We start from the raw sequence: 17,769 nt of genomic DNA, 5'->3' as shown, positions 1-17,769 counted from the left end.
GCCGCCCGCTCTTCACGCGGCGCTCCCCTTGCGGGAGTTGCCCACCGGGCCCGTGCCTCCCGTGACCCCGCAGTTGGGAGGCCAGCGTTCAGGGGCACGATTGCGTCCGCCAGGGTCACCGAAGCGGACGATGCTGGAAGGAAACCGTGTGAGCCGGATTTCGGTCCGGGGATTCGCAGTGGCCTCGGCCACCGCGGTCACCGCCGTCGGAAGCGTCGTAGGCGTTGCCTCGGGCAGCGTCGCTCAGACGCAGAACAATGACGCCGAGACGACGGCAGCCGACACCACGCTCCTGGCGGACATCCCCACGGGCCAGCAGGCCCAGGTGCAGACCGCCTCCTTGACGCAGCAGGCCGACGCCCAGGCGATCCAGGCCGACGCCAGCGCCAAGAAGGACGCCGAGGAGTCGGCCCGCCTGGCCGCCGCGAAGACCGCGGTCGCCAAGAAGGCCGCCGCCGAGAAGGCGGAGAAGCTGGCCAAGGAGCGCGCCGCCGCGAAGTCCGCGGCCAGCCGTTCCTCCTCCAGCTTCCCTGTGCAGAGCTCGTACACGGTCTCGCAGATCCAGGCCATGGCCGCCCAGATGGTGCCGAGCGGCCAGTTCCAGTGCTTCAGCAACATCGTGTCCCACGAGTCCGGCTGGAACTACCACGCCGTCAACGCCTCCTCCGGCGCCTACGGTCTCTTCCAGGCACTCCCCGCCTCCAAGTACTCCTCGGCGGGTTCCGACTGGCAGACCAACCCCGCCACCCAGATCAAGTGGGGCCTCAACTACATGGACAGCCGCTACGGCAGCCCGTGCGAGGCCTGGTCGTTCTGGCAGGCGAACAGCTGGTACTAGGTCGTACGCCCGTCCCGGGCCGCTCAACCTCGCAAGGCCCCTCCCCGTCCTAGGGGGAGGGGCCTTCGCCCTGTACGGTCGGACACGCAACGGCTCCAAGGGGGAGTGGGGTGGGGACAGACGGGGGAAGAGGGCGGATCATGTCGCGAGTGCCAGGATGGCTCGGTCGGCTCGGTAACGGGCTGAGCGAGATGGGGGAGCGCTTGGACGAGCGCCGTGCCGAGGTGGCGAAGGAACACAGCGAAGCCGGGCCCGAGTTGCCGGCCGCCGCCCCCGAACCCCCGGAGCCCGTCCCGGTACCCGTCACCATCGCCCGTGACCGCCCCGACCCCGCGCTCGCCGTGCCCTGGGGGGTGCGGGTGGCCGCCGAGGCGGGCTGGCGGCTGCTGATCCTGGCCGGCACGGTCTGGGTGCTGATGCGGGTCATCAGCGCCGTACAACTCGTGGTCCTGGCCTTCGTCGCCGCACTCCTGATCACGGCACTGCTCCAGCCGACGGTGGCCCGCCTGATCCGCTACGGCTTTCCGCGAGGGGTGGCCACGGCGCTCACCGCGATCCTCGGCTTCGTCGTGATGGGTCTGATCGGCTGGTTCGTGACCTGGCAGGTCATGGCCAATATCGACAACCTCTCCGACCAGGTCCAGAACGGCGTCGACGATCTGCGCAACTGGCTGCTCAAGGGCCCGTTCCACGTCACCGAGAAGCAGATCAACCAGATCGCCAAGAACCTCCGCGAGGCCATCGGCGCCAACACGGACCAGATCACCTCGGCCGGCCTGGAGGGCGTCCAGGTCATCGTCGAGGCCCTGACCGGCATCCTCCTGACGGTCTTCTCGACCCTCTTCCTCCTTTACGACGGCCCGCGCATCTGGCAGTGGTCGCTGAAGCTGGTGCCCGCGGCGGCGCGGCCGGCGATGGCGGGCGCGGGCCCGCGCGCCTGGCGCACGCTGACGGCCTATGTCCGCGGCACGGTGATAGTGGCGTTCATCGACGCGGTCTGCATCGGCGTCGGCATCTACTTCCTCGGCGTGCCGATGGCCGTACCCCTCGCCGTCTTCATCTTCCTGTTCTCGTTCATCCCGCTGGTGGGCGCGGTGGCGTCCGGCGCGCTGGCGGTCGTCGTCGCGCTGGTCACCCAGGGCGTCGTCGTGGCCCTGTTCACCCTCGGCGTCGTCCTCGCCGTCCAGCAGATCGAGGGCCACATCCTCCAGCCCTTCATCCTGGGCCGCGCGGTCCGCGTCCATCCTCTGGCGGTGGTCCTGTCGGTCGCGGCGGGCGGCATGGTGGCGGGGATCGGCGGAGCGGTGGTGGCGGTGCCGCTGGTGGCGGTACTGAACTCGGTGGTGAGCTACCTCAAGTCGTACTCCCAGGAACCGGCACCGATCCAGTCCCCGAAGCCGAGGGGCGCTACGGCTGTTTCCTCGATGCCGGATGAGCCCCCACGGTCGGACCAGGCACCGTGACCGGGGGCGGAGCCCCCGGTCAGCCGCCCGGCCGGACAGCCGAAGTCAATCGGCCAGTACCGCCTCCGCCTCCAACGTAACCCCCACCGCCTGAACCACTGCCGCGATCTTGAACGCCTCCTGGATCACGTCCCGTTCGACGCCCGCCTTGCGCAGCACCTGCTCGTGCGAGTCGAGACACATCCCGCACCCGTTGATCGCGGACACGGCGAACGACCACAACTCGAAGTCGGTCTTGTCGACACCGGGATTGGCGATCACGTTCATCCGCAGCCCCGCCCGCAGGGTGCCGTACTCATGGTCGGACAACAGGTGCCGCGTCCGGTAGAAGACGTTGTTCATCGCCATGACCGCAGCGGCGGACTTCGCCGCGCTGTAGGCCTCCGGCGACAGGTTGGCCTTCGCCTCGGGCGCCAACTCCCGCAGCACGAGCGGCGATCGAGAGGCGATCGCCGTCACGAGAACCGTGCCCCACAGCTGCTGCGCGGGCAGTTCGGAGTTGCCGATGACCGAACCCAGGTTGAGCTTCAGGTCCTTGGCGTAGTCCGGTATGGCGGACTTCAGGGTGTCCAGCGACATCTCGGGTCACTCCCCGGCGAGCAGCGCGCCCGCGTCCAGAGTGTCGTCGCCCTTGGTCCAGTTGCACGGGCAGAGCTCGTCGGTCTGGAGCGCGTCGAGGACCCGCAGGACCTCCTTGGGGTTACGGCCGACCGAGCCCGCGGTCACCATGGAGAACTGGATCTCGTTGTTCTGGTCCACGATGAACACCGCACGCTTGGCGAAGCCGTCCTCGCCCTCGATGCCGAGGTCGCGCATCAGCTCGTGCCGGGAGTCGGCCAGCATCGGGAACGGCAGGTCGCGCAGGTCGTCGTGGTCCTTGCGCCAGGCGTGGTGGACGTACTCGGAGTCGCCGGAGAAGCCGAGCACCTGGGCGTCACGGTCGGCGAACTCGTCGTTCAGCTTCCCGAAGGCGGCGATCTCGGTGGGGCACACGAAGGTGAAGTCCTTGGGCCACGCGAAGACGATCTTCCACTTGCCCTCGTAGGTCTTGTGGTCGATCCGCTGGAACTCCTTGCCCTTCTCCAGCGAGACGCAGGCGGTCAGATCGAACGGCGGGAACTTGTCACCGACAGTGAGCACAAGCACTCCTTGCAGTGGAGAAGCACCCAAGCGGAGTGGGTGCTTCTCGTGGGTTGGTCGGCCAGGATCCTGGCACAACGTGCATTGATTGCGGAAATAGCTACACTGGGGCGTGTTGATCGGAGGCGATTATCAGTGACCGTTAGTAATATGAGTAAGCGGCGCCAGCCCAGCCTGGCCCAGCTGCGTGCCTTCTCCGCGGTCGCCGAGCACCTCCATTTCCGGGACGCCGCAGCCGCGATCGGCATGAGCCAGCCCGCTCTGTCCGGTGCCGTAGCCGCACTGGAGGACACCCTCGGCGTCACCCTCCTGGAGCGCACCACCCGCAAGGTGCTCCTCTCGCCCGCCGGTGAGCGGCTCGCCGTACGGGCGAAGGCGGTGCTGGAGGAGGTCGGGGCGCTGCTGGCGGAGGCGGAGGCCGTGCGGGCCCCCTTCACCGGGGCGCTGCGCCTCGGGGTCATCCCGACCGTCGCGCCGTATCTGCTGCCGACCGTGCTGCGGCTGGTGCACGACCGGTACCCGGACCTCGACCTCCAGGTGCACGAGGAGCAGACCGCGAACCTGCTCGACGGGCTGACCACCGGACGGCTCGACCTGCTGCTGCTCGCGGTGCCCCTCGGTGTGCCCGGAGTGGTCGAACTCCCGCTGTTCGACGAGGACTTCGTGCTCGTCACGCCTCTTGGTCATCCTCTCGGCGGGCGCAGTGGCATCCCGCGCGAGGCGCTGCGCGAGCTGAACCTGCTGCTCCTGGACGAGGGGCACTGCCTGCGCGACCAGGCGCTCGACATCTGCCGGGAGGCGGGCCGCGCGGACGCCCCGGTGACCACCACCGCGGCCGGGCTCTCCACGCTGGTGCAGCTCGTCGCCGGCGGACTCGGGGTCACGCTGCTGCCGCGCACCGCCGTACGGGTCGAGACCACCCGCAGCGACCAACTCCTCACCGGCTACTTCACCGAGCCCGCCCCGACCCGCCGGATCGCCCTCGCGATGCGCACCGGAGCCGCCCGCCGCGCGGAGTACCAGGAACTGGGCGCCGCCCTCCGCGAGGCCCTGCGACCGCTGCCGGTACGGGTGCTGGGCACCGGCAACTGACCCGCCCCCGTTCGGTCAAATGAGCGTCGTACAAAGGAAATCGAACGGCGGAAATTCTCAACTTCCGTCAGCCGCAGGCAGGTAGGAAGAACTCGTCCGGAATATGCGCTCGGACTGATACACCTTCACCCCTCAGCGCTACACGTCAGTTGCGTGTACGAAAAGCCTAGGGGAGTGATGTCGGGCATTCGGGATTCCCTCGGACGGGTCGGTCACGACCCGCTCGCGGCGGCTCTTTCGGCCTGCGGGCGCGAGGAGTTCACCGGGGGACTGCGGGTGTCCGGCAGACCCGGCGGGATCTTCCATCTGCGCGGCGGGCTCGTCATCGCGGTGGAGAGCCCCGGCGCGCCGGGACCCGAGGCACTGCTGCTGCGCTCCGGCCGGGTCAGCGGCGAGCAATGGGCCGATCTGGTACGGGAGTCGGGCGGCTCGCGCTGGCCGGTGGCGGGACTGATCGCCAACGGGTACGCAGGCGCCGCCCAGTTGCGGATCGTGTGTGTGCTGGCCCTGCACGACGCGGCCTTCGCAGTCATTGCCGGGGACGTCGACCACTGTGAACGCGCCCCGGACGTACGGCCGTTGGCTCCCGTCGGCATCGGTGAACCGCCGATCCGGCTGCTCCAGGACGGGGCCCGAAGACTCGCGGCGATCGCCGCGCTCCCGTATCCCGTACGGCCCGACCGGGAACGCCCCCGGGCCCCGGCCGACGGTCTCGACGAGGCCGGACTCGGCATGCTGCAACGGGAGTTGCTCTCCCATGTCGACGGCCGCCGTACCGCCCGCGATCTCGCCTTCCGGACCGGGCGCGGGGTCTACCCGGTCACCGCCGAGGTCGCGCGGATGCTCGCCGAAGGTCTGCTGGAGTGCTCCGACACCCCGGTGCCGATCCCGGTCCGGGTGCCGCCCGAGGGGCCAGTCCTGCGCCGTCGTGAACCGGCGCCCGCGCCACCGCAGTTCACCGCGCCCACCGCGCCCACCGCGCCCACCGCGCTGCCCCGCCGGAATCCGGGAGCCAGCGGCATCACCGAATCTCTCGTCCCCGAAAAGAGCGGGGCGGGCTGGAAAGGGTTCTTCCGCCTGCGGAACGGAACCTCGAAATGACCCTGACGAACAAATGCGATCAGTTTTATGGGAGTTGAGTAAGTGGATCACAAAGCCTTGACATTGGAAATGCGCACACTGCGGGAACAGGTGACCGGAATCACCGACACCGCGGTCACGGCGGCCGACGGACTGCTCATCGCGGCCGACACCGCCGACTCGATCGACCCGGAGGCCCTCGCCGCGCTCGCGGCGGCCGGCCTCGGCCTGGCCCGGCGCACCGCCGAGGCCACCGACCGCGGCACGTTGCGCCAGACGGTGACGTACGGCAGTCACGGCTGCGCCGCGACCTACGCCGTCGGCAACACCGCGCTGATGGTGGTGCTCGGCGACGAGGGGATGGACGTGGACCGGCTGCATCTGGCGGCCCGTCCGACGCTCGACCGGATCGAGTCGATCCTCACCGAGAAGGCATCAGAAGGAGTGTGAAGGGATGGCGACGAAGCGTATGACCCCAGGATTCTCCGACCAGGTGATGGGCCTGGTCAAAACCCTCAGGACCGACGCCCCCGACTGTGTGGCCTCGGGCGTGGTCGACATGTCCACCGGCATGCTGCTGTCGTACGAGACCATCGACAACCACCCGCCAGAGGTCCTCGACCTGCTGGCGGGTGCGACCCTCGACCTGTTCCAGGGCCGGACGGTCGTGATGATCGAGGACGTCTTCAAGGAGCGTCGCGGGATCACCAGTGACCACCACTTCTTCCAGGAGATCCTCGTCAACAGCGAGAACCTGACCCACCTGTTCGTGCGGATGACCGAGCAACAGGACGTCGTCGCCGTGGTGGTCTGCCGCAAGTCGGTGAACGTGGGCATGCTCTTCGCCCAGGTCCGCCGGGTGGTCCGCGAGTACGGACTCTGAAGGAGGCGGGCGGACGGCTGTGGACGGGGGCGGCCCGGATGGGCCCTACTCCGTGCGCAGCCCGTCCGGCCGCATCATCCGCAGCAGCGGCGGCAGGCTGAGCAGCGTCACCGCCAGGACGACCGCCCCACCGATACCGGTCATCATCAGCACGCTCGCCCAGTCGATGGCCACCGGTGTGGCCGTCATCTTCAGCAGCACCGAACCCAGGGTCAGCCCGACCGCCGAGGCCAGAGCCAGGCCCAGGCCGATCGGGATCGCCGTCTGCCACAGCACCGACAGGCTCAGGGTGCGCCGCCGGGTGCCGAAGGCGACCAGCGCCGACAGCAGCTTCCTGCGCTCGCGCAACTGCTCCAGCTGCGACACCAGCAGGCTTGCCCCGATGAGGACGAGCACACAGGTGGCGCCGACCAGCAGTCCGGTGCGGATGGACTTGAACTGCGCCGACTGCCGGGTGGCCGCCAGGGTGAACACGTCCGACAGCGGGTCGAGTTTCGCCGCGGTGTTGCGCACGTAGTCGGTCGCGTCCGGCACCGAGTTGTCGAGCGTGACGAACACATGCTGGTTCAGGGTCTGCGCCGCGTTCGCGGGCAGCGCGCCCGAGGTGATCAGCAGTCCGTCGCGGGCGTAGCCGGTCGGGTCCTCGCGGTGGGTCGCCTTCTTCAGACCCGCGGGCACCTTCCAGGCCACCGTGTGGGCCGGTGAAGAGTCGTACGACGGGGCGAAGTACACCGTCCTGCCCGCCTTGGCCGTCTGCGCCGTCTGGAGTTCGGCGTCGGTGCCGCCGCCGGTGATCCGGTAGATGTCACCGTCGCGGCAGCCCGTCAGACGGGCCACCTCCTGCAGTTCGGCGCAGCTGCCGACGGCGACTTCCAGTTCGGCGTTCGGGTTGTTGGCCCGCTCGCCGACCGAGGTGAGGGAGATGGGCGAGGTCCGCCGCACGCCCTTGGTCCGGGCGAGCTTTCCGTCGGCCTGCGCCAGCGAGGTGCCGCCGTCGACGGTGACCTCGATCTGGGCCCGGTTCACATCGTTGCCGGTCTCCTTGGTGTAGTCGCCCTCGACGCCGGCGAACAGCATCTGCAGCGCGATCGCACCGGCCACCGCGACCGCGATGCCGTTGACCATCCTCGCGGCCGTACCGCTGCTCAACTGGAGCCTGCGGACGGCGAGTTGCCAGGACACCGAGCCGGAGTTGAGGCGGGCCACGGTGGCCTCGACGATCCACGGCAGCAGGGCGGTGATGCCGACGAGCAGCAGGACCGTCCCGCCGATCACCAGCCACTGGTTGAAGTTCCCGTTGGTGTTGCCCTTGCCGATCATCGGGTAGAGCATCGCGAGGCCGGCCAGCGGCATCAGCAGCCGCCACCACAGCCGGCGCCGCGGCGGCTTGGCCTTGCGGACCACCCCGAGCGGTTCGATGACGACCCCGCGCAGCGCGAACAGCGTCACCAGGACGGCCGCGGTCGGCACGGCGACGGCGACGAGCAGCGCGAGCAGCGGCGAGGGGTTGAGGTCGCTCGGGAACATGCTGATGTCCCGCACTTCGACGAGCGACGCCAACTGCCGCCCCACCAGGAAGAATCCGGTGCCGAGGACGAGCCCGAGGAGCGCCCCCGCGAGCGCCTCGCCGCCCGCGATCCGGCGCGCCATCCGCCCGTCCGCGCCGATCAGGCGCAGCGCCGCGAGCCGTTGGTCCCGGCGCTCGCCGCCGAAGCGCACGGCCGCCGCGATGAACACACCGACCGGCAGCAGCAGTACGACGAAGACGATCAGGACGAGCAGCAGCAGGATCGGGTCGAGCTTGTCCGGCGTGCTGTTGGGGGAGGGTCCGAAGTAGTTGATGCGTTCGACGTTGCTGCCCGACTGGTGCTGCAGGAGATTCTTGCCGCCCGCGTAGTAGGCGAGTTCGGCGGGTCCGATGAGCCCGGTCTTCGCGATGGTGCCGGTGATGCGGTAGGGCAGCCGCTCGCGCAGCAGCTCGCCGGAGCCGGACTTGAGGAGCCTGTCCAGCGCGGGGGAGACGACCATCTCGTCCGGTGCGGGGAATTTCGCGACCCCCGGCGGCAGCGGCGCCTTGGTGCCGTCAGGCTCCAGCAGCCGGCCGCGCACGTCCTTGCTGTGGAACGTGGTGTCCGAGTTGGCGATGACCAGGGTGTTGTCCGCCTTCGGCAGCACCTTCCCGCTGTAGGTGAAGTCCTGCCGCGCGTTGCCGCGGTCGTCGCGCTGCGAGAGCGCGTTCGGCAGCGTGGTGGTGAGCAGCAGCAGCGCCACCCCGAGCCCGACGCCGACGGCCGTCAGTACGGCCCGCACCCAGCCCTCACGTCCGCCGGCGAAGGCGAAACGCACCCCCATGGCCAGATCGGCCGCACTCCCCCACGCTCGGCTTCGCTCGCGCGGGCGGTGCCCCCATCGCCCGTTCATACGATGCGCTCCATGTCCTTGGACTTGCCGTCCCGTACGACGATCTCGCGGTCGGAGTAGGCGGCCACCCGCGCCTCGTGCGTGACCAGCACGACGGCCGCGTTGGTGGACCGGGCCGCCTCGGTCAGCAGCTCCATCACCCGCTCGCCGTTGAGCGAGTCGAGCGCGCCGGTCGGCTCGTCGGCGAACAGTACGCGCGGGTTGGTGACCAGCGAGCGGGCCACGGCGACGCGCTGCCCCTGACCGCCGGAGACCTCGCCGGGCCGCTTCTTGGCGAGGTCGTCGACCTCAAGCCGCTCCATCCAGCTCAGCGCGGCCCGCTCGGCTTCCTTGCGGTGCGTGCCGTTCAGCCGCAGCGGCAGCGCCACGTTCTCGACACAGGTCAGCTCGGGCACCAACTGGCCGAACTGGAACACGAACCCGAACTCCGAGCGGCGCAGCGCGCTGCGCTGGGCGTCGCTCATCGTCGCCATCTCCTGCCCGTTGTACGTGATCGAGCCCGAGTCGGGCGGCACGATCCCGGCGAGGCAGTGCAGCAGCGTCGACTTCCCGGACCCGGAGGGCCCCATCACGGCGACCACCTCTCCGGGATGGATGGAGAACTCGGCGCCGTCGAGCGCGGTCGTCGGCCCGTAGGCCTTGCGCAGCTCCTGGGCCGCGAGCAGGGAACCGGCGGGATGTGTCGTCATTTGGCCACCACCTCGGCGAGCTTTTCGAGACGCGCCGCGGTGAGCTCCAGCCACCGCAGGTCGGCCTCCAGATGGAAGAGGGCGTGGTCGCAGATCAGCTGGTCCGCGAGATCGCCCTTGCGCTTGCGGTCGGTCAGGATCCGCATGCCGCGCAGATGCTCGGAGCGCTGAACATCGAGGATCTCCGCCGCGTCGCGGTGCGTGAGCAGCGCGAGAACGACCTTGGTGTAGAGGGTCGACTGCAGATACGGCTCGGGCTTCTCCGGCGTCGCGAGCCACTTCTGTACGTCGGTGATACCGGCGTCGGTGATCGCGTACCGCTTGCGCTCGGGACCGCCGCCGGCCTCGATGCCGTCGACCTCGACGAGGCCGTTCTTCAGCAGTCGGGACATCGTCGAGTAGACCTGGCCGTAGTGCAGCGGCCGGTCGTGACCGAACTTCTCGTCGAAGGCCCGCTTCAGGTCGTAACCGTGGCGCGGGCCGGACTCCAGGAGCCCCAGAAGGGTGTGACCGATGGACATGCGAAGCACTCTACACACGGCGTATACCCGGCGTGTATACGCACTGTGTGTAGATCATGGCGAGGGGTGCGGCCGCGCAGGTCGGGGCCGATTGTCACAGTTCTGTCACTTGGGTGGAGCGGGCGGGCGGCCGCGACGCGGCAGCGGCCCGGCCTCGCCCGGCAGCCGCCCGGCCTCCGCGAGAGCGCGGCGCAGCAGGAACTCGATCTGCGCGTTGGCGGACCGCAGTTCGTCCCCGGCCCACCGGGCGACGGCCTCGTACACCGCGGGGTCCAGCCGCAGCAGCACCTGCTTGCGCTCCTGCTGCGGCCGGCGCTTCGCCCCGGAGGGCTCGGAAGGGTCTGTCACTGGTACAGGGTCCCCGTGTTCAGCACGGGCTGCGGCGACCGGTCCCCGCAGAGCACCACCAGCAGGTTGGACACCATCGCCGCCTTCCGTTCGGGGTCCAGCTCCACGATGTCCCGCTCGGTGATCCGGGCCAGCGCGGCCTCGACCATGCCCACCGCCCCGTCAACGATCTGCCGCCGGGCCGCGACGACCGCGCCGGCCTGCTGCCGCTGGAGCATCGCCGAGGCGATCTCGGGCGCGTAGGCGAGGTGGGTGAAGCGGGACTCGATGATCTGTACGCCGGCCGCCTCGACACGCGCGCTCAGTTCGAGGACGAGTTTCTCGGTGATCTCCTCGGCGTTGCCGCGCAGTGAGAGCCCGCCCTCGTCGTGGGAGTCGTAGGGGTACTCGATGGCGATGTGGCGTACGGCCGCCTCGGTCTGGATGGCGACGAAGTCGCTGTAGTCGTCCACCTCGAAGGTGGCCTGCGCGGTGTCGCGGACCTTCCACACCATGACCGCGGCCAGCTCGATCGGGTTGCCGTAGGCGTCGTTTACCTTGAGGACCGCGGTCTCGTGGTTGCGCACGCGGGTGGAGATCTTCGTCCGTGCGGTGAACGGGTTCACCCAGCGCAGCCCGTCCTGCCGGATCGTCCCCCGGTAGCGCCCGAAGAGCTGCACGACCCGCGCCTCGCCCGGCGCGACCGTGTTCAGCCCGCGCATCGCGATGACCGCGGCCAGGAAGACGAGGAGGCCGCCGACGATCAGCGCGGCCTTGCCGCCGGGCGCGGTGACCGCAGTGGCGGTGGCGAGCAGTCCGGCGGCGAGCAGCAGCCCGGCCAGTCCGAGGACGAGCGCCAGCGCGCCGCCGATGCTGTGCGCGGCGAACTCGCGCACACGCGGGGCGGGCATCTCGGGTACGTCGGCGGGTGTGTCCGTGGTCATGGTGATCCCCCAGGTTCCGGTTCTTATCTCGGTTCTAGCAATCTGATATCAGATTACCCCTCCATGGCAACCCTCAACCCCTTTCGTACGTCGGTTCCATAAGGACGGGTGCTGATTGTCACGTCCGTAATGGACCGGATCGACAGCCCTTTGTCACAACTCCTGGTGTTAGCTTTCTGAGCTGACTTGACGGGCGAACCTGTGTGACACCAGAGCACAAGAGAGCGAAGCGGAGCGGAACGGACTCATGGGACGAGCGGAAGAGAGACGAGCGCGCCAACGCGGTGGCCACCGCGCGGCGCCCAAGACCCGCCGCTCGTCGGGGGCCACCGCCACAGCCACAAGGCCGGCGGGCGGCGCCACGGCTGGCACGGGCAGCGCGGATGCCAAGGACGCCAAGGACGGTAAGAGTTTCATACGCAGGCTCTTCACCTGGAAGAAGATCCTCGGCACGTTCCTCGGCTTCTGCCTGCTCGGCATCGGCGCGTTCATCGTGCTCTACATGATGATCAGCATCCCCGAGGGCAACGCGACCGCGAAGCTCCAGAGCAACGTCTACAAGTACAGCGACGGCTCGATCCTGACCCGCAGGGGCCAGGTCAACCGCGAGAACGTCGACCTCTCGCAGGTCCCGAAGGCCGTCCAGGAGACGTTCGTCGCCGCCGAGAACAAGACCTTCTACAACGACGCCGGCGTCGACCTCAAGGGCACCGCGCGCGGTCTGCTCAACACGCTGTCCGGCAAGGGCGCGCAGGGCGGTTCGACGATCACCCAGCAGTACGTCAAGAACTACTACCTGACGCAGGACCAGACCGTCACGCGCAAGCTGAAGGAACTGGTCATCTCGCTGAAGCTGGACCGCGAGAAGTCCAAGGACTACATCCTCGCCGGGTACATCAACACCAGTTACTACGGCCGCGGCGCCTACGGCATCCAGGCCGCCGCGCAGGCCTACTACCAGGTCGACGCGAGGAAGCTCTCGGTCGAGCAGGGCGCCTATCTCGCCGCGCTGCTCCAGGCGCCGAACCAGTACGACTGGGCGATAGCCACCGACACCGGCAAGCAGCTGGTGAAGGCGCGCTGGAACTACGTACTGGACAACATGGTCAAGCAGAACTGGCTGAGCTCCGCCGAGCGCCAGAAGATGACGTTCCCGACCCCCAAGCCGCCCAAGGCCGAGGCCGGCATGGAGGGGCAGAACGGCTACCTGGTGACCGAGGCCAACGCGGCGCTGGAGAAGCAGCTGATCTCCAGTGGCCAGGCCGCCAACACCAAGGAGGCCGAGGCGCTGGTCGACGCGGGCGGCTGGACGATCACGCTGAACATCGACAAGAAGAAGCAGGCCCAGCTGGAGAAATCGGTCAAGTCCCAGCTGACCAGCAAGCTCAACGCCAAGAAGCGCAAGGTCGACGGGAACGTCCAGCCGGGCGCGGTGTCCGTGGACCCGAAGACCGGCGCGGTCGTGGCGATGTACGGCGGTGTGGGCTACACGAAGCACTTCACGAACAACGCCACCCGCACCGACTACCAGCCCGCCTCCACCTTCAAGCCGGTGATCCTCGCCGCGGCCCTCGCGGACGACGCCAAGACGCAGTCCGGCAAGACGATCACCGCCGACACGCTCTACGACGGCACCAGCAAGCGCCCGGTCGTCGGCAGCGACATCGCCTTCGCGCCGGAGAACGAGGACGACCAGAACTACGGCAAGGTCACCGTCCAGACGGCGATGAACAAGTCGATCAACTCGGTCTTCGCACAGCTCGGTGTCGACGTCGGCATGGACAAGGTGATGAAGACCGCCGAGCAGCTGGGCATGGACCCCGGCGACCTGAAGGCCGTACCGGCGCAGACCCTCGGCACCATGGGCGCGAGTCCGATGGAGATGGCCGGCGTCTACGCCACCTTCGACAACCACGGCCGGAAGGTCACCCCGGCGATCATCAAGTCGGTGTCGCACAACACGCGCACGGTCACCATGCCGAACCCGATCGGTGCCCAGGTCATCCCGCGCGAGGCCGCCGACACGGTGTCCTCGGTGCTGACCGGTGTGGTCGACGACGGTACGGCGAAGGTGTCGGTGGCCGAGAACAGCAAGCGCGACGGGCAGCAGGTCGCGGGCAAGACGGGTACGTCCGACAACAACCTGTCGGCCTGGTTCACCGGGTACACGCCCGATCTGGTCACCTCGGTGGGCCTGTTCGGTGAGAAGAAGGGCAGCGGCGCCCAGGTCCCGCTGACCGGTGCGACCGGTCTGATCACCGCGGGCGGCGGCCGTATCAACGGTGGTGGTTACCCGGCGCAGATCTGGGCGACGTACATGTTCGGAGTGACCAAGGCGAACAGCAAGTTCGACCTGGAGACCGACCAGGGCGCGGCCGTCGAGCCGGACTTCACGCCGACCCCGAGCGCGACCGTGTCGGCCACGCCGACCCCGACTCCCACGACGAAGAGTCCCTCGCCGACCCCGACGACGGAGTCACCCACGCCCACACCGACTCCCACGCCGACCCCGACACCCACTCCGACGCCGACGACTAATCCGCCGACGACGCCGAGCGGCGACATCACGGACCAGCCGCTCGATCAGTTCGGCCAGTAGCCGGGCCGGACGGACGAAAAGGGCGCCCGGCACATCGCCGGGCGCCCTCTCGCGTACCGCTAGGCGAAGTTCGCGGCGATTCGCTCACCGGTCTCTTTGTCGATGTTCTGCCAGTACTGCAGGGCGCGGTCGAGGACCGAGCGGGAGACGTCGGCCTTGAGGTGGCCGGTGACGTTCGACACCAGCCGGTCGCGGGCCGCGTCGTCGAAGACCTCGCGGACCATCGTGCCGGCCTGTCCGAAGTCGTCGTCCTCGCGGTGCAACTTCGTTGCCTCGCGCACCAGTTCACCGGCGGTCTGCCAGCTCGCCGGGTCACCGAACTGCCCGTAGTCGGCGGCGGGACCGCCGTAGGAGTTCGGGGCGTACGGCCGCGCCGCGTTGGACGCCTCGTACCGCATCGGGCCGTCCTTGGCATAGGAGTTGACCTGCGAGTGCGGCCGATTGGGCGGCAGCTGGGCGTAGTTGGGGCCGATCCGGTACCGGTGGGTGTCCGGGTAGGAGAACAGCCGGCCCAGCAGCATCTTGTCGGGCGAGGGGCCGATGCCGGGCACCAGGTTCGAGGGCTCGAAGGCTGCCTGCTCGATGTGGACGAAGTAGTCGTCCGGGTTGCGGTTCAGGGTCATGCGGCCGACGTCGATCAGCGGATAGTCCCCGTGCGGCCAGACCTTCGTCAGGTCGAAGGGGTTGAAGCGGTAGTCCGCCGCGTCCTCGAACGGCATGATCTGGACCTTCAGGCTCCAGCTCGGCGCGTTCCCGGACTCGATCGACTCGTGCAGGTCACGGCGGTGCTTGTCGCCGTCCGACCCGGCCAGCTCGTCGGCCTCCGCCTGGGTGAGGTACTCGATGCCCTGGTCGGTCTTGAAGTGGTACTTCACCCAGAACCGCTCACCGGCCCCGTTGATCCACATGTACGTGTGGGAGCTGTAGCCGTTCATGTGGCGGTACGTCTTCGGGATGCCCCGGTCGCCCATCAGCCAGGTCACCTGGTGCGCCGACTCGGGGGAGAGGGTCCAGAAGTCCCACTGCATGTCGTTGCTGCGCAGCCCGGTCGCCGGATGCCGCTTCTGCGAGCGGATGAAGTCCTGGAACTTGATGGTGTCCCGGACGAAGAAGACCGGGGTGTTGTTGCCCACCATGTCGTAATTGCCGTGCTCTGTGTAGAACTTGAGGGCGAAGCCGCGCGGGTCGCGCCAGGTGTCGGGCGAGCCCTGCTCACCTGCGACGGTGGAGAACCGGGCCAGCATCTCGGTGCGTTTGCCGGGCTGGAAGAGGTCGGCCCGGGTGAACTGGCTGACATCGTTGGTGACTTCGAAGAAGCCGTACGCGCCGCTGCCCTTGGCGTGCACCACCCGCTCGGGGACCCGTTCCCGGTTGAACTGGGCCATCTTCTCGATGAGGTAGTGGTCCTGGAGCAGGATCGGGCCGTCGGGTCCGACGGTGAGCGAGTGTTCGTCGCTCTCCACCGGGATGCCGACGTTGTTCGTGGTGTACGGGGTGTGCTGGGGTGACTGCGTCACGAGCGTCCTCCTGTTCGGAAGAAAGTAGGTCGCTTTCGCTTCGCGTACCCCAGCAGTCAACTCCCAAGCCGGGACATCGGCAACTTTTGGACGGAGTCTAATTCCGGTTCAGTTCGAACCAGACCACCTTTCCGGTGCTGAGCCGGGTCGCTCCCCACCGACGGGCCAGTTTGTTGACCAGGTAGAGCCCGCGCCCGCCCTCGTCGGTGGCCCGCGCCTGCCGCAGCCGGGGCAGCTGGGGCACGTCGTCGCCGACCTCGCAGCGCAGCACGTCGGTCCGCAGCAGCCGGAGCGTGACCGGCCGCGAGGCGTACCGCACGGCATTCGTCACCACCTCGCTGACCAGCAGCTCCACCGAGTCGCTCATGTCCTCCATGCCCCAGCGGGCCAGCGCCCGACGGGCCAGCCGACGGGCCTGGCCGGGCGCCGAGTCCTCCGGATCGAGGAACCAGTACGCCACGTCGCTCGGCGCGATCCCGTCGAAGCGGGCGGCGAGCAGCGCGATGTCGTCGTCCCGGTCGCCCGGGCCGAGCATGTCGAGCACCTCGTCGCACAGGGCTTCCAGGGGCGGCGGATGGTCCGGTCCCGTGAGCTGCGCGACCGCGGCCAGCTTCTCGCGCAGCTGCTCTATCCCGGTCCACACGTCCCGCAGCCGCGACTCGACCAGCCCGTCCGTGTACAGCAGCAGCGTCGCTCCGGCGGGCGCGTCCAGTTCCACGGCCTCGAAGTCGACCCCGCCGACACCGATCGGGGCGCCGGGCGGCACCCGCAGGACCTCGGCCCGGCCGCCCAGGTGCAGCAGCACCGGCGGCGGATGGCCCGCGTTGGCGATGGTGATGCGGTGCGAGACCGGGTCGTAGACCGCGTAGAGGCAGGTCGCCATGCGGTCGGTGCCCAGGCGCTGGGCCTGTTCGTCGAGGTGGTGCAGGACCTCCTGCGGGGGCAGGTCGAGACCCGCCAACGTCTGTGCGGTGGTGCGGAGTTGGCCCATGATCGCGGCCGAGGTCATGGAGTGGCCCATGACGTCGCCGACGACCAGGGCGACCCGGCTGCCGGGCAGCGGGATCGCGTCGTACCAGTCGCCGCCGACGCGTGCCGTCTCGGCGGCGGGCAGATACCGGGACGCCAGCCGCACGCCGGTGGGGCGCGGGAGGGTCTCGGGGAGCATGGTGCGCTGCAGCTCGTCGGCGATGTACGCCTCACGGCCGTAGAGCACCGCCTTGTCGATGCCCAGGGCGCTGTGCGTGGCGAGCTGGGCGGCGACCAGGAGGTCGTCGGCCTCGAACGCCATGCGTTCCGGGCGGCGCAGGAAGAGCGCGGCGCCGATCACCCGGCGCCGGCCGCGCAGCGGCGCGAGGATCGCGCGCTGTCCGGCCGGGACGATCAACTCGCCGCCCTCACCGAGCAGTTCGGGCAGCGCGGCGCGGGCGGCCGGCGAGTCGGCGAAGACGGGACGCACGCCCCGCAGCACCTCGTTCAGCGCGCCGCCGGGCCTGACCTCGCACAACTCGGCAGTGACCGCCGACAGTTCGGACGGCTGCTCGGGCTGGAGCGCGGGCATGAAGCCGTTCTCCGTGTCCCGCTCCTCCGGGATCCGGTCGGTGCGGCGCAGCCGCAGCACGACGGGACCCGTGGGCCGTTCGTCGCCGACGGGCAGCGGATCACGCAGATAGACCAGGATCGCGTCCGAGAAGGTCGGCACGGTCGCCCGGCACAGCCCCATCACGATCTCGTCCAGGTCGATGCCGCGGGCGATCCGCCGGGTCGCGGCGCCCACGAAGCGCAGCCGGTCCCCGTCCCGCCGCATCGGCATGGGACCGCCCGGGGGCAGCCCCTGGCCCGTACGGCGCTCCTTGGCGGCGGAGTCGGGGACCTCGCCGCCGCTCGGCTGGGCCGGGATGCCGTCGGGCGCGGGACGCGGACGGTGGGCGTCGGGTTCGGCGGCCGAGGGCTGGGAGTGCTCGGAGCCACCTGCGGTGTCGGGCTTCACAGGGGTACCTGCCGGGTCCTTCCCCTTGGCGCGGGACGTGCTCGTACCCGGCGCCGAGGACGGCTCGCCGGTGCGTGCCTGAGCCGGTAAGGCCGGGGCACCGGACGGCCTGGGCGGCGGCGTCGAGGTACGCAGAAGCGCCCCACGGGGGTCCGTGGGGTCGGCGCCCTGTGGGCGCTCGAAAGAGGTGGGGTGCTCCGTCACGCGTGTCGAATCCGTCCGTCCGGGACCGCACGCCGCGCGTGCGGATCGTCCCGCCGAAATG

General features: G+C 69.4%; 16 protein-coding genes. 7 read left to right on the top strand and 9 right to left on the bottom strand.

Annotated features, from left to right (window positions below; genetic code table 11):
• Positions 1-148 precede the first annotated feature (148 nt).
• Together AB0I51_RS16220 and AB0I51_RS16215 are read left to right on the top strand one after the other, a co-directional pair.
• The gene (locus AB0I51_RS16220; protein ID WP_362975461.1) at positions 149-838 is read left to right on the top strand and encodes a transglycosylase SLT domain-containing protein; all 690 of its coding nucleotides are present in this window, start codon (positions 149-151) and stop codon (positions 836-838) included.
• A gap of 140 nt (positions 839-978) precedes the next feature.
• Entirely contained in the window at positions 979-2,301 is a 1,323-nt protein-coding gene (locus AB0I51_RS16215) for an AI-2E family transporter (protein ID WP_362975459.1), read from the top strand.
• Between the two features lie 45 nt (positions 2,302-2,346).
• Here AB0I51_RS16215 and AB0I51_RS16210 read toward each other — a convergent pair whose 3' ends face one another.
• Together AB0I51_RS16210 and AB0I51_RS16205 are read right to left on the bottom strand one after the other, a co-directional pair.
• Entirely contained in the window at positions 2,347-2,880 is a 534-nt protein-coding gene (locus tag AB0I51_RS16210; protein ID WP_362975457.1) for an alkyl hydroperoxide reductase, read from the bottom strand.
• Between the two features lie 6 nt (positions 2,881-2,886).
• Positions 2,887-3,441 (bottom strand): peroxiredoxin, encoded by a 555-nt coding sequence (locus AB0I51_RS16205; RefSeq protein ID WP_362975455.1) that lies wholly within the window; start codon positions 3,439-3,441, stop codon positions 2,887-2,889.
• A gap of 150 nt (positions 3,442-3,591) precedes the next feature.
• Between AB0I51_RS16205 and AB0I51_RS16200 the strand changes: the two genes are divergently transcribed.
• The 4 genes from AB0I51_RS16200 (at position 3,592) to AB0I51_RS16185 (ending at position 6,496) form a co-directional block, all read left to right on the top strand.
• Complete coding sequence (locus AB0I51_RS16200; protein ID WP_362975453.1) at positions 3,592-4,533, top strand: LysR substrate-binding domain-containing protein; 942 nt, start codon at positions 3,592-3,594, stop codon at positions 4,531-4,533.
• Positions 4,534-4,710: 177 nt separating this feature from the next.
• The gene (locus AB0I51_RS16195; protein WP_362975451.1) at positions 4,711-5,634 is read left to right on the top strand and encodes a MarR family transcriptional regulator; all 924 of its coding nucleotides are present in this window, start codon (positions 4,711-4,713) and stop codon (positions 5,632-5,634) included.
• Positions 5,635-5,703: 69 nt separating this feature from the next.
• On the top strand, positions 5,704-6,063 hold the full coding sequence (locus AB0I51_RS16190; protein ID WP_362975449.1) for a roadblock/LC7 domain-containing protein: 360 nt from the start codon (positions 5,704-5,706) through the stop codon (positions 6,061-6,063).
• A gap of 4 nt (positions 6,064-6,067) precedes the next feature.
• The gene (locus tag AB0I51_RS16185) at positions 6,068-6,496 is read left to right on the top strand and encodes a hypothetical protein (RefSeq protein ID WP_019072752.1); all 429 of its coding nucleotides are present in this window, start codon (positions 6,068-6,070) and stop codon (positions 6,494-6,496) included.
• Positions 6,497-6,541: 45 nt separating this feature from the next.
• Here the strand turns inward: AB0I51_RS16185 and AB0I51_RS16180 are convergent, their stop codons facing one another.
• The 5 genes from AB0I51_RS16180 to AB0I51_RS16160 form a co-directional block, all read right to left on the bottom strand.
• On the bottom strand, positions 6,542-8,848 hold the full coding sequence (locus tag AB0I51_RS16180; protein WP_362975447.1) for an FtsX-like permease family protein: 2,307 nt from the start codon (positions 8,846-8,848) through the stop codon (positions 6,542-6,544).
• A 65-nt stretch (positions 8,849-8,913) separates the two neighbouring features.
• The gene (locus AB0I51_RS16175; protein WP_362975445.1) at positions 8,914-9,606 is read right to left on the bottom strand and encodes an ABC transporter ATP-binding protein; all 693 of its coding nucleotides are present in this window, start codon (positions 9,604-9,606) and stop codon (positions 8,914-8,916) included.
• A complete protein-coding gene (locus AB0I51_RS16170; protein ID WP_019072749.1) occupies positions 9,603-10,127 on the bottom strand; it encodes a PadR family transcriptional regulator in 525 nt (174 codons plus the stop codon). The genes AB0I51_RS16175 and AB0I51_RS16170 overlap by 4 nt, the downstream gene beginning before the upstream one ends.
• Positions 10,128-10,232: 105 nt before the next feature.
• On the bottom strand, positions 10,233-10,475 hold the full coding sequence (locus AB0I51_RS16165) for a hypothetical protein (RefSeq protein ID WP_362975443.1): 243 nt from the start codon (positions 10,473-10,475) through the stop codon (positions 10,233-10,235).
• Positions 10,472-11,398: an SPFH domain-containing protein gene (locus AB0I51_RS16160; RefSeq protein ID WP_362975441.1), complete on the bottom strand. Its 927-nt coding sequence runs from the start codon at positions 11,396-11,398 to the stop codon at positions 10,472-10,474. Before AB0I51_RS16160 ends, AB0I51_RS16165 begins: the two co-directional genes overlap by 4 nt.
• A gap of 247 nt (positions 11,399-11,645) precedes the next feature.
• Here AB0I51_RS16160 and AB0I51_RS16155 point away from each other — a divergent pair, with 247 nt between their 5' ends.
• Entirely contained in the window at positions 11,646-13,997 is a 2,352-nt protein-coding gene (locus AB0I51_RS16155; RefSeq protein ID WP_362975439.1) for a transglycosylase domain-containing protein, read from the top strand.
• 59 nt (positions 13,998-14,056) lie between these two features.
• Here the strand turns inward: AB0I51_RS16155 and AB0I51_RS16150 are convergent, their stop codons facing one another.
• Together AB0I51_RS16150 and AB0I51_RS16145 are read right to left on the bottom strand one after the other, a co-directional pair.
• Positions 14,057-15,514: a catalase gene (locus AB0I51_RS16150; RefSeq protein ID WP_362975437.1), complete on the bottom strand. Its 1,458-nt coding sequence runs from the start codon at positions 15,512-15,514 to the stop codon at positions 14,057-14,059.
• A gap of 97 nt (positions 15,515-15,611) precedes the next feature.
• On the bottom strand, positions 15,612-17,708 hold the full coding sequence (locus tag AB0I51_RS16145) for a SpoIIE family protein phosphatase (protein WP_362975435.1): 2,097 nt from the start codon (positions 17,706-17,708) through the stop codon (positions 15,612-15,614).
• Positions 17,709-17,769: the final 61 nt, after the last annotated feature.

It is taken from the genome of Streptomyces sp. NPDC050549 (assembly GCF_040655035.1).
Classification (GTDB): domain Bacteria; phylum Actinomycetota; class Actinomycetes; order Streptomycetales; family Streptomycetaceae; genus Streptomyces.
This window is presented reverse-complemented; position numbering and strand designations above follow the sequence as displayed.

What these genes read in the sequence shown, in the direction of transcription:
- AB0I51_RS16180 (WP_362975447.1), bottom strand. Translation starts at nt 8,848, where the DNA reads ATGGGGGTGCGTTTCGCCTTCGCCGGCGGACGTGAGGGCTGGGTGCGG.
- AB0I51_RS16185 (WP_019072752.1), top strand. Translation starts at nt 6,068, where the DNA reads ATGGCGACGAAGCGTATGACCCCAGGATTCTCCGACCAGGTGATGGGC.
- AB0I51_RS16170 (WP_019072749.1), bottom strand. Translation starts at nt 10,127, where the DNA reads ATGTCCATCGGTCACACCCTTCTGGGGCTCCTGGAGTCCGGCCCGCGC.
- AB0I51_RS16215 (WP_362975459.1), top strand. Translation starts at nt 979, where the DNA reads ATGTCGCGAGTGCCAGGATGGCTCGGTCGGCTCGGTAACGGGCTGAGC.
- AB0I51_RS16155 (WP_362975439.1), top strand. Translation starts at nt 11,646, where the DNA reads ATGGGACGAGCGGAAGAGAGACGAGCGCGCCAACGCGGTGGCCACCGC.
- AB0I51_RS16175 (WP_362975445.1), bottom strand. Translation starts at nt 9,606, where the DNA reads ATGACGACACATCCCGCCGGTTCCCTGCTCGCGGCCCAGGAGCTGCGC.
- AB0I51_RS16160 (WP_362975441.1), bottom strand. Translation starts at nt 11,398, where the DNA reads ATGACCACGGACACACCCGCCGACGTACCCGAGATGCCCGCCCCGCGT.
- AB0I51_RS16195 (WP_362975451.1), top strand. Translation starts at nt 4,711, where the DNA reads ATGTCGGGCATTCGGGATTCCCTCGGACGGGTCGGTCACGACCCGCTC.
- AB0I51_RS16190 (WP_362975449.1), top strand. Translation starts at nt 5,704, where the DNA reads ATGCGCACACTGCGGGAACAGGTGACCGGAATCACCGACACCGCGGTC.
- AB0I51_RS16210 (WP_362975457.1), bottom strand. Translation starts at nt 2,880, where the DNA reads ATGTCGCTGGACACCCTGAAGTCCGCCATACCGGACTACGCCAAGGAC.
- AB0I51_RS16200 (WP_362975453.1), top strand. Translation starts at nt 3,592, where the DNA reads ATGAGTAAGCGGCGCCAGCCCAGCCTGGCCCAGCTGCGTGCCTTCTCC.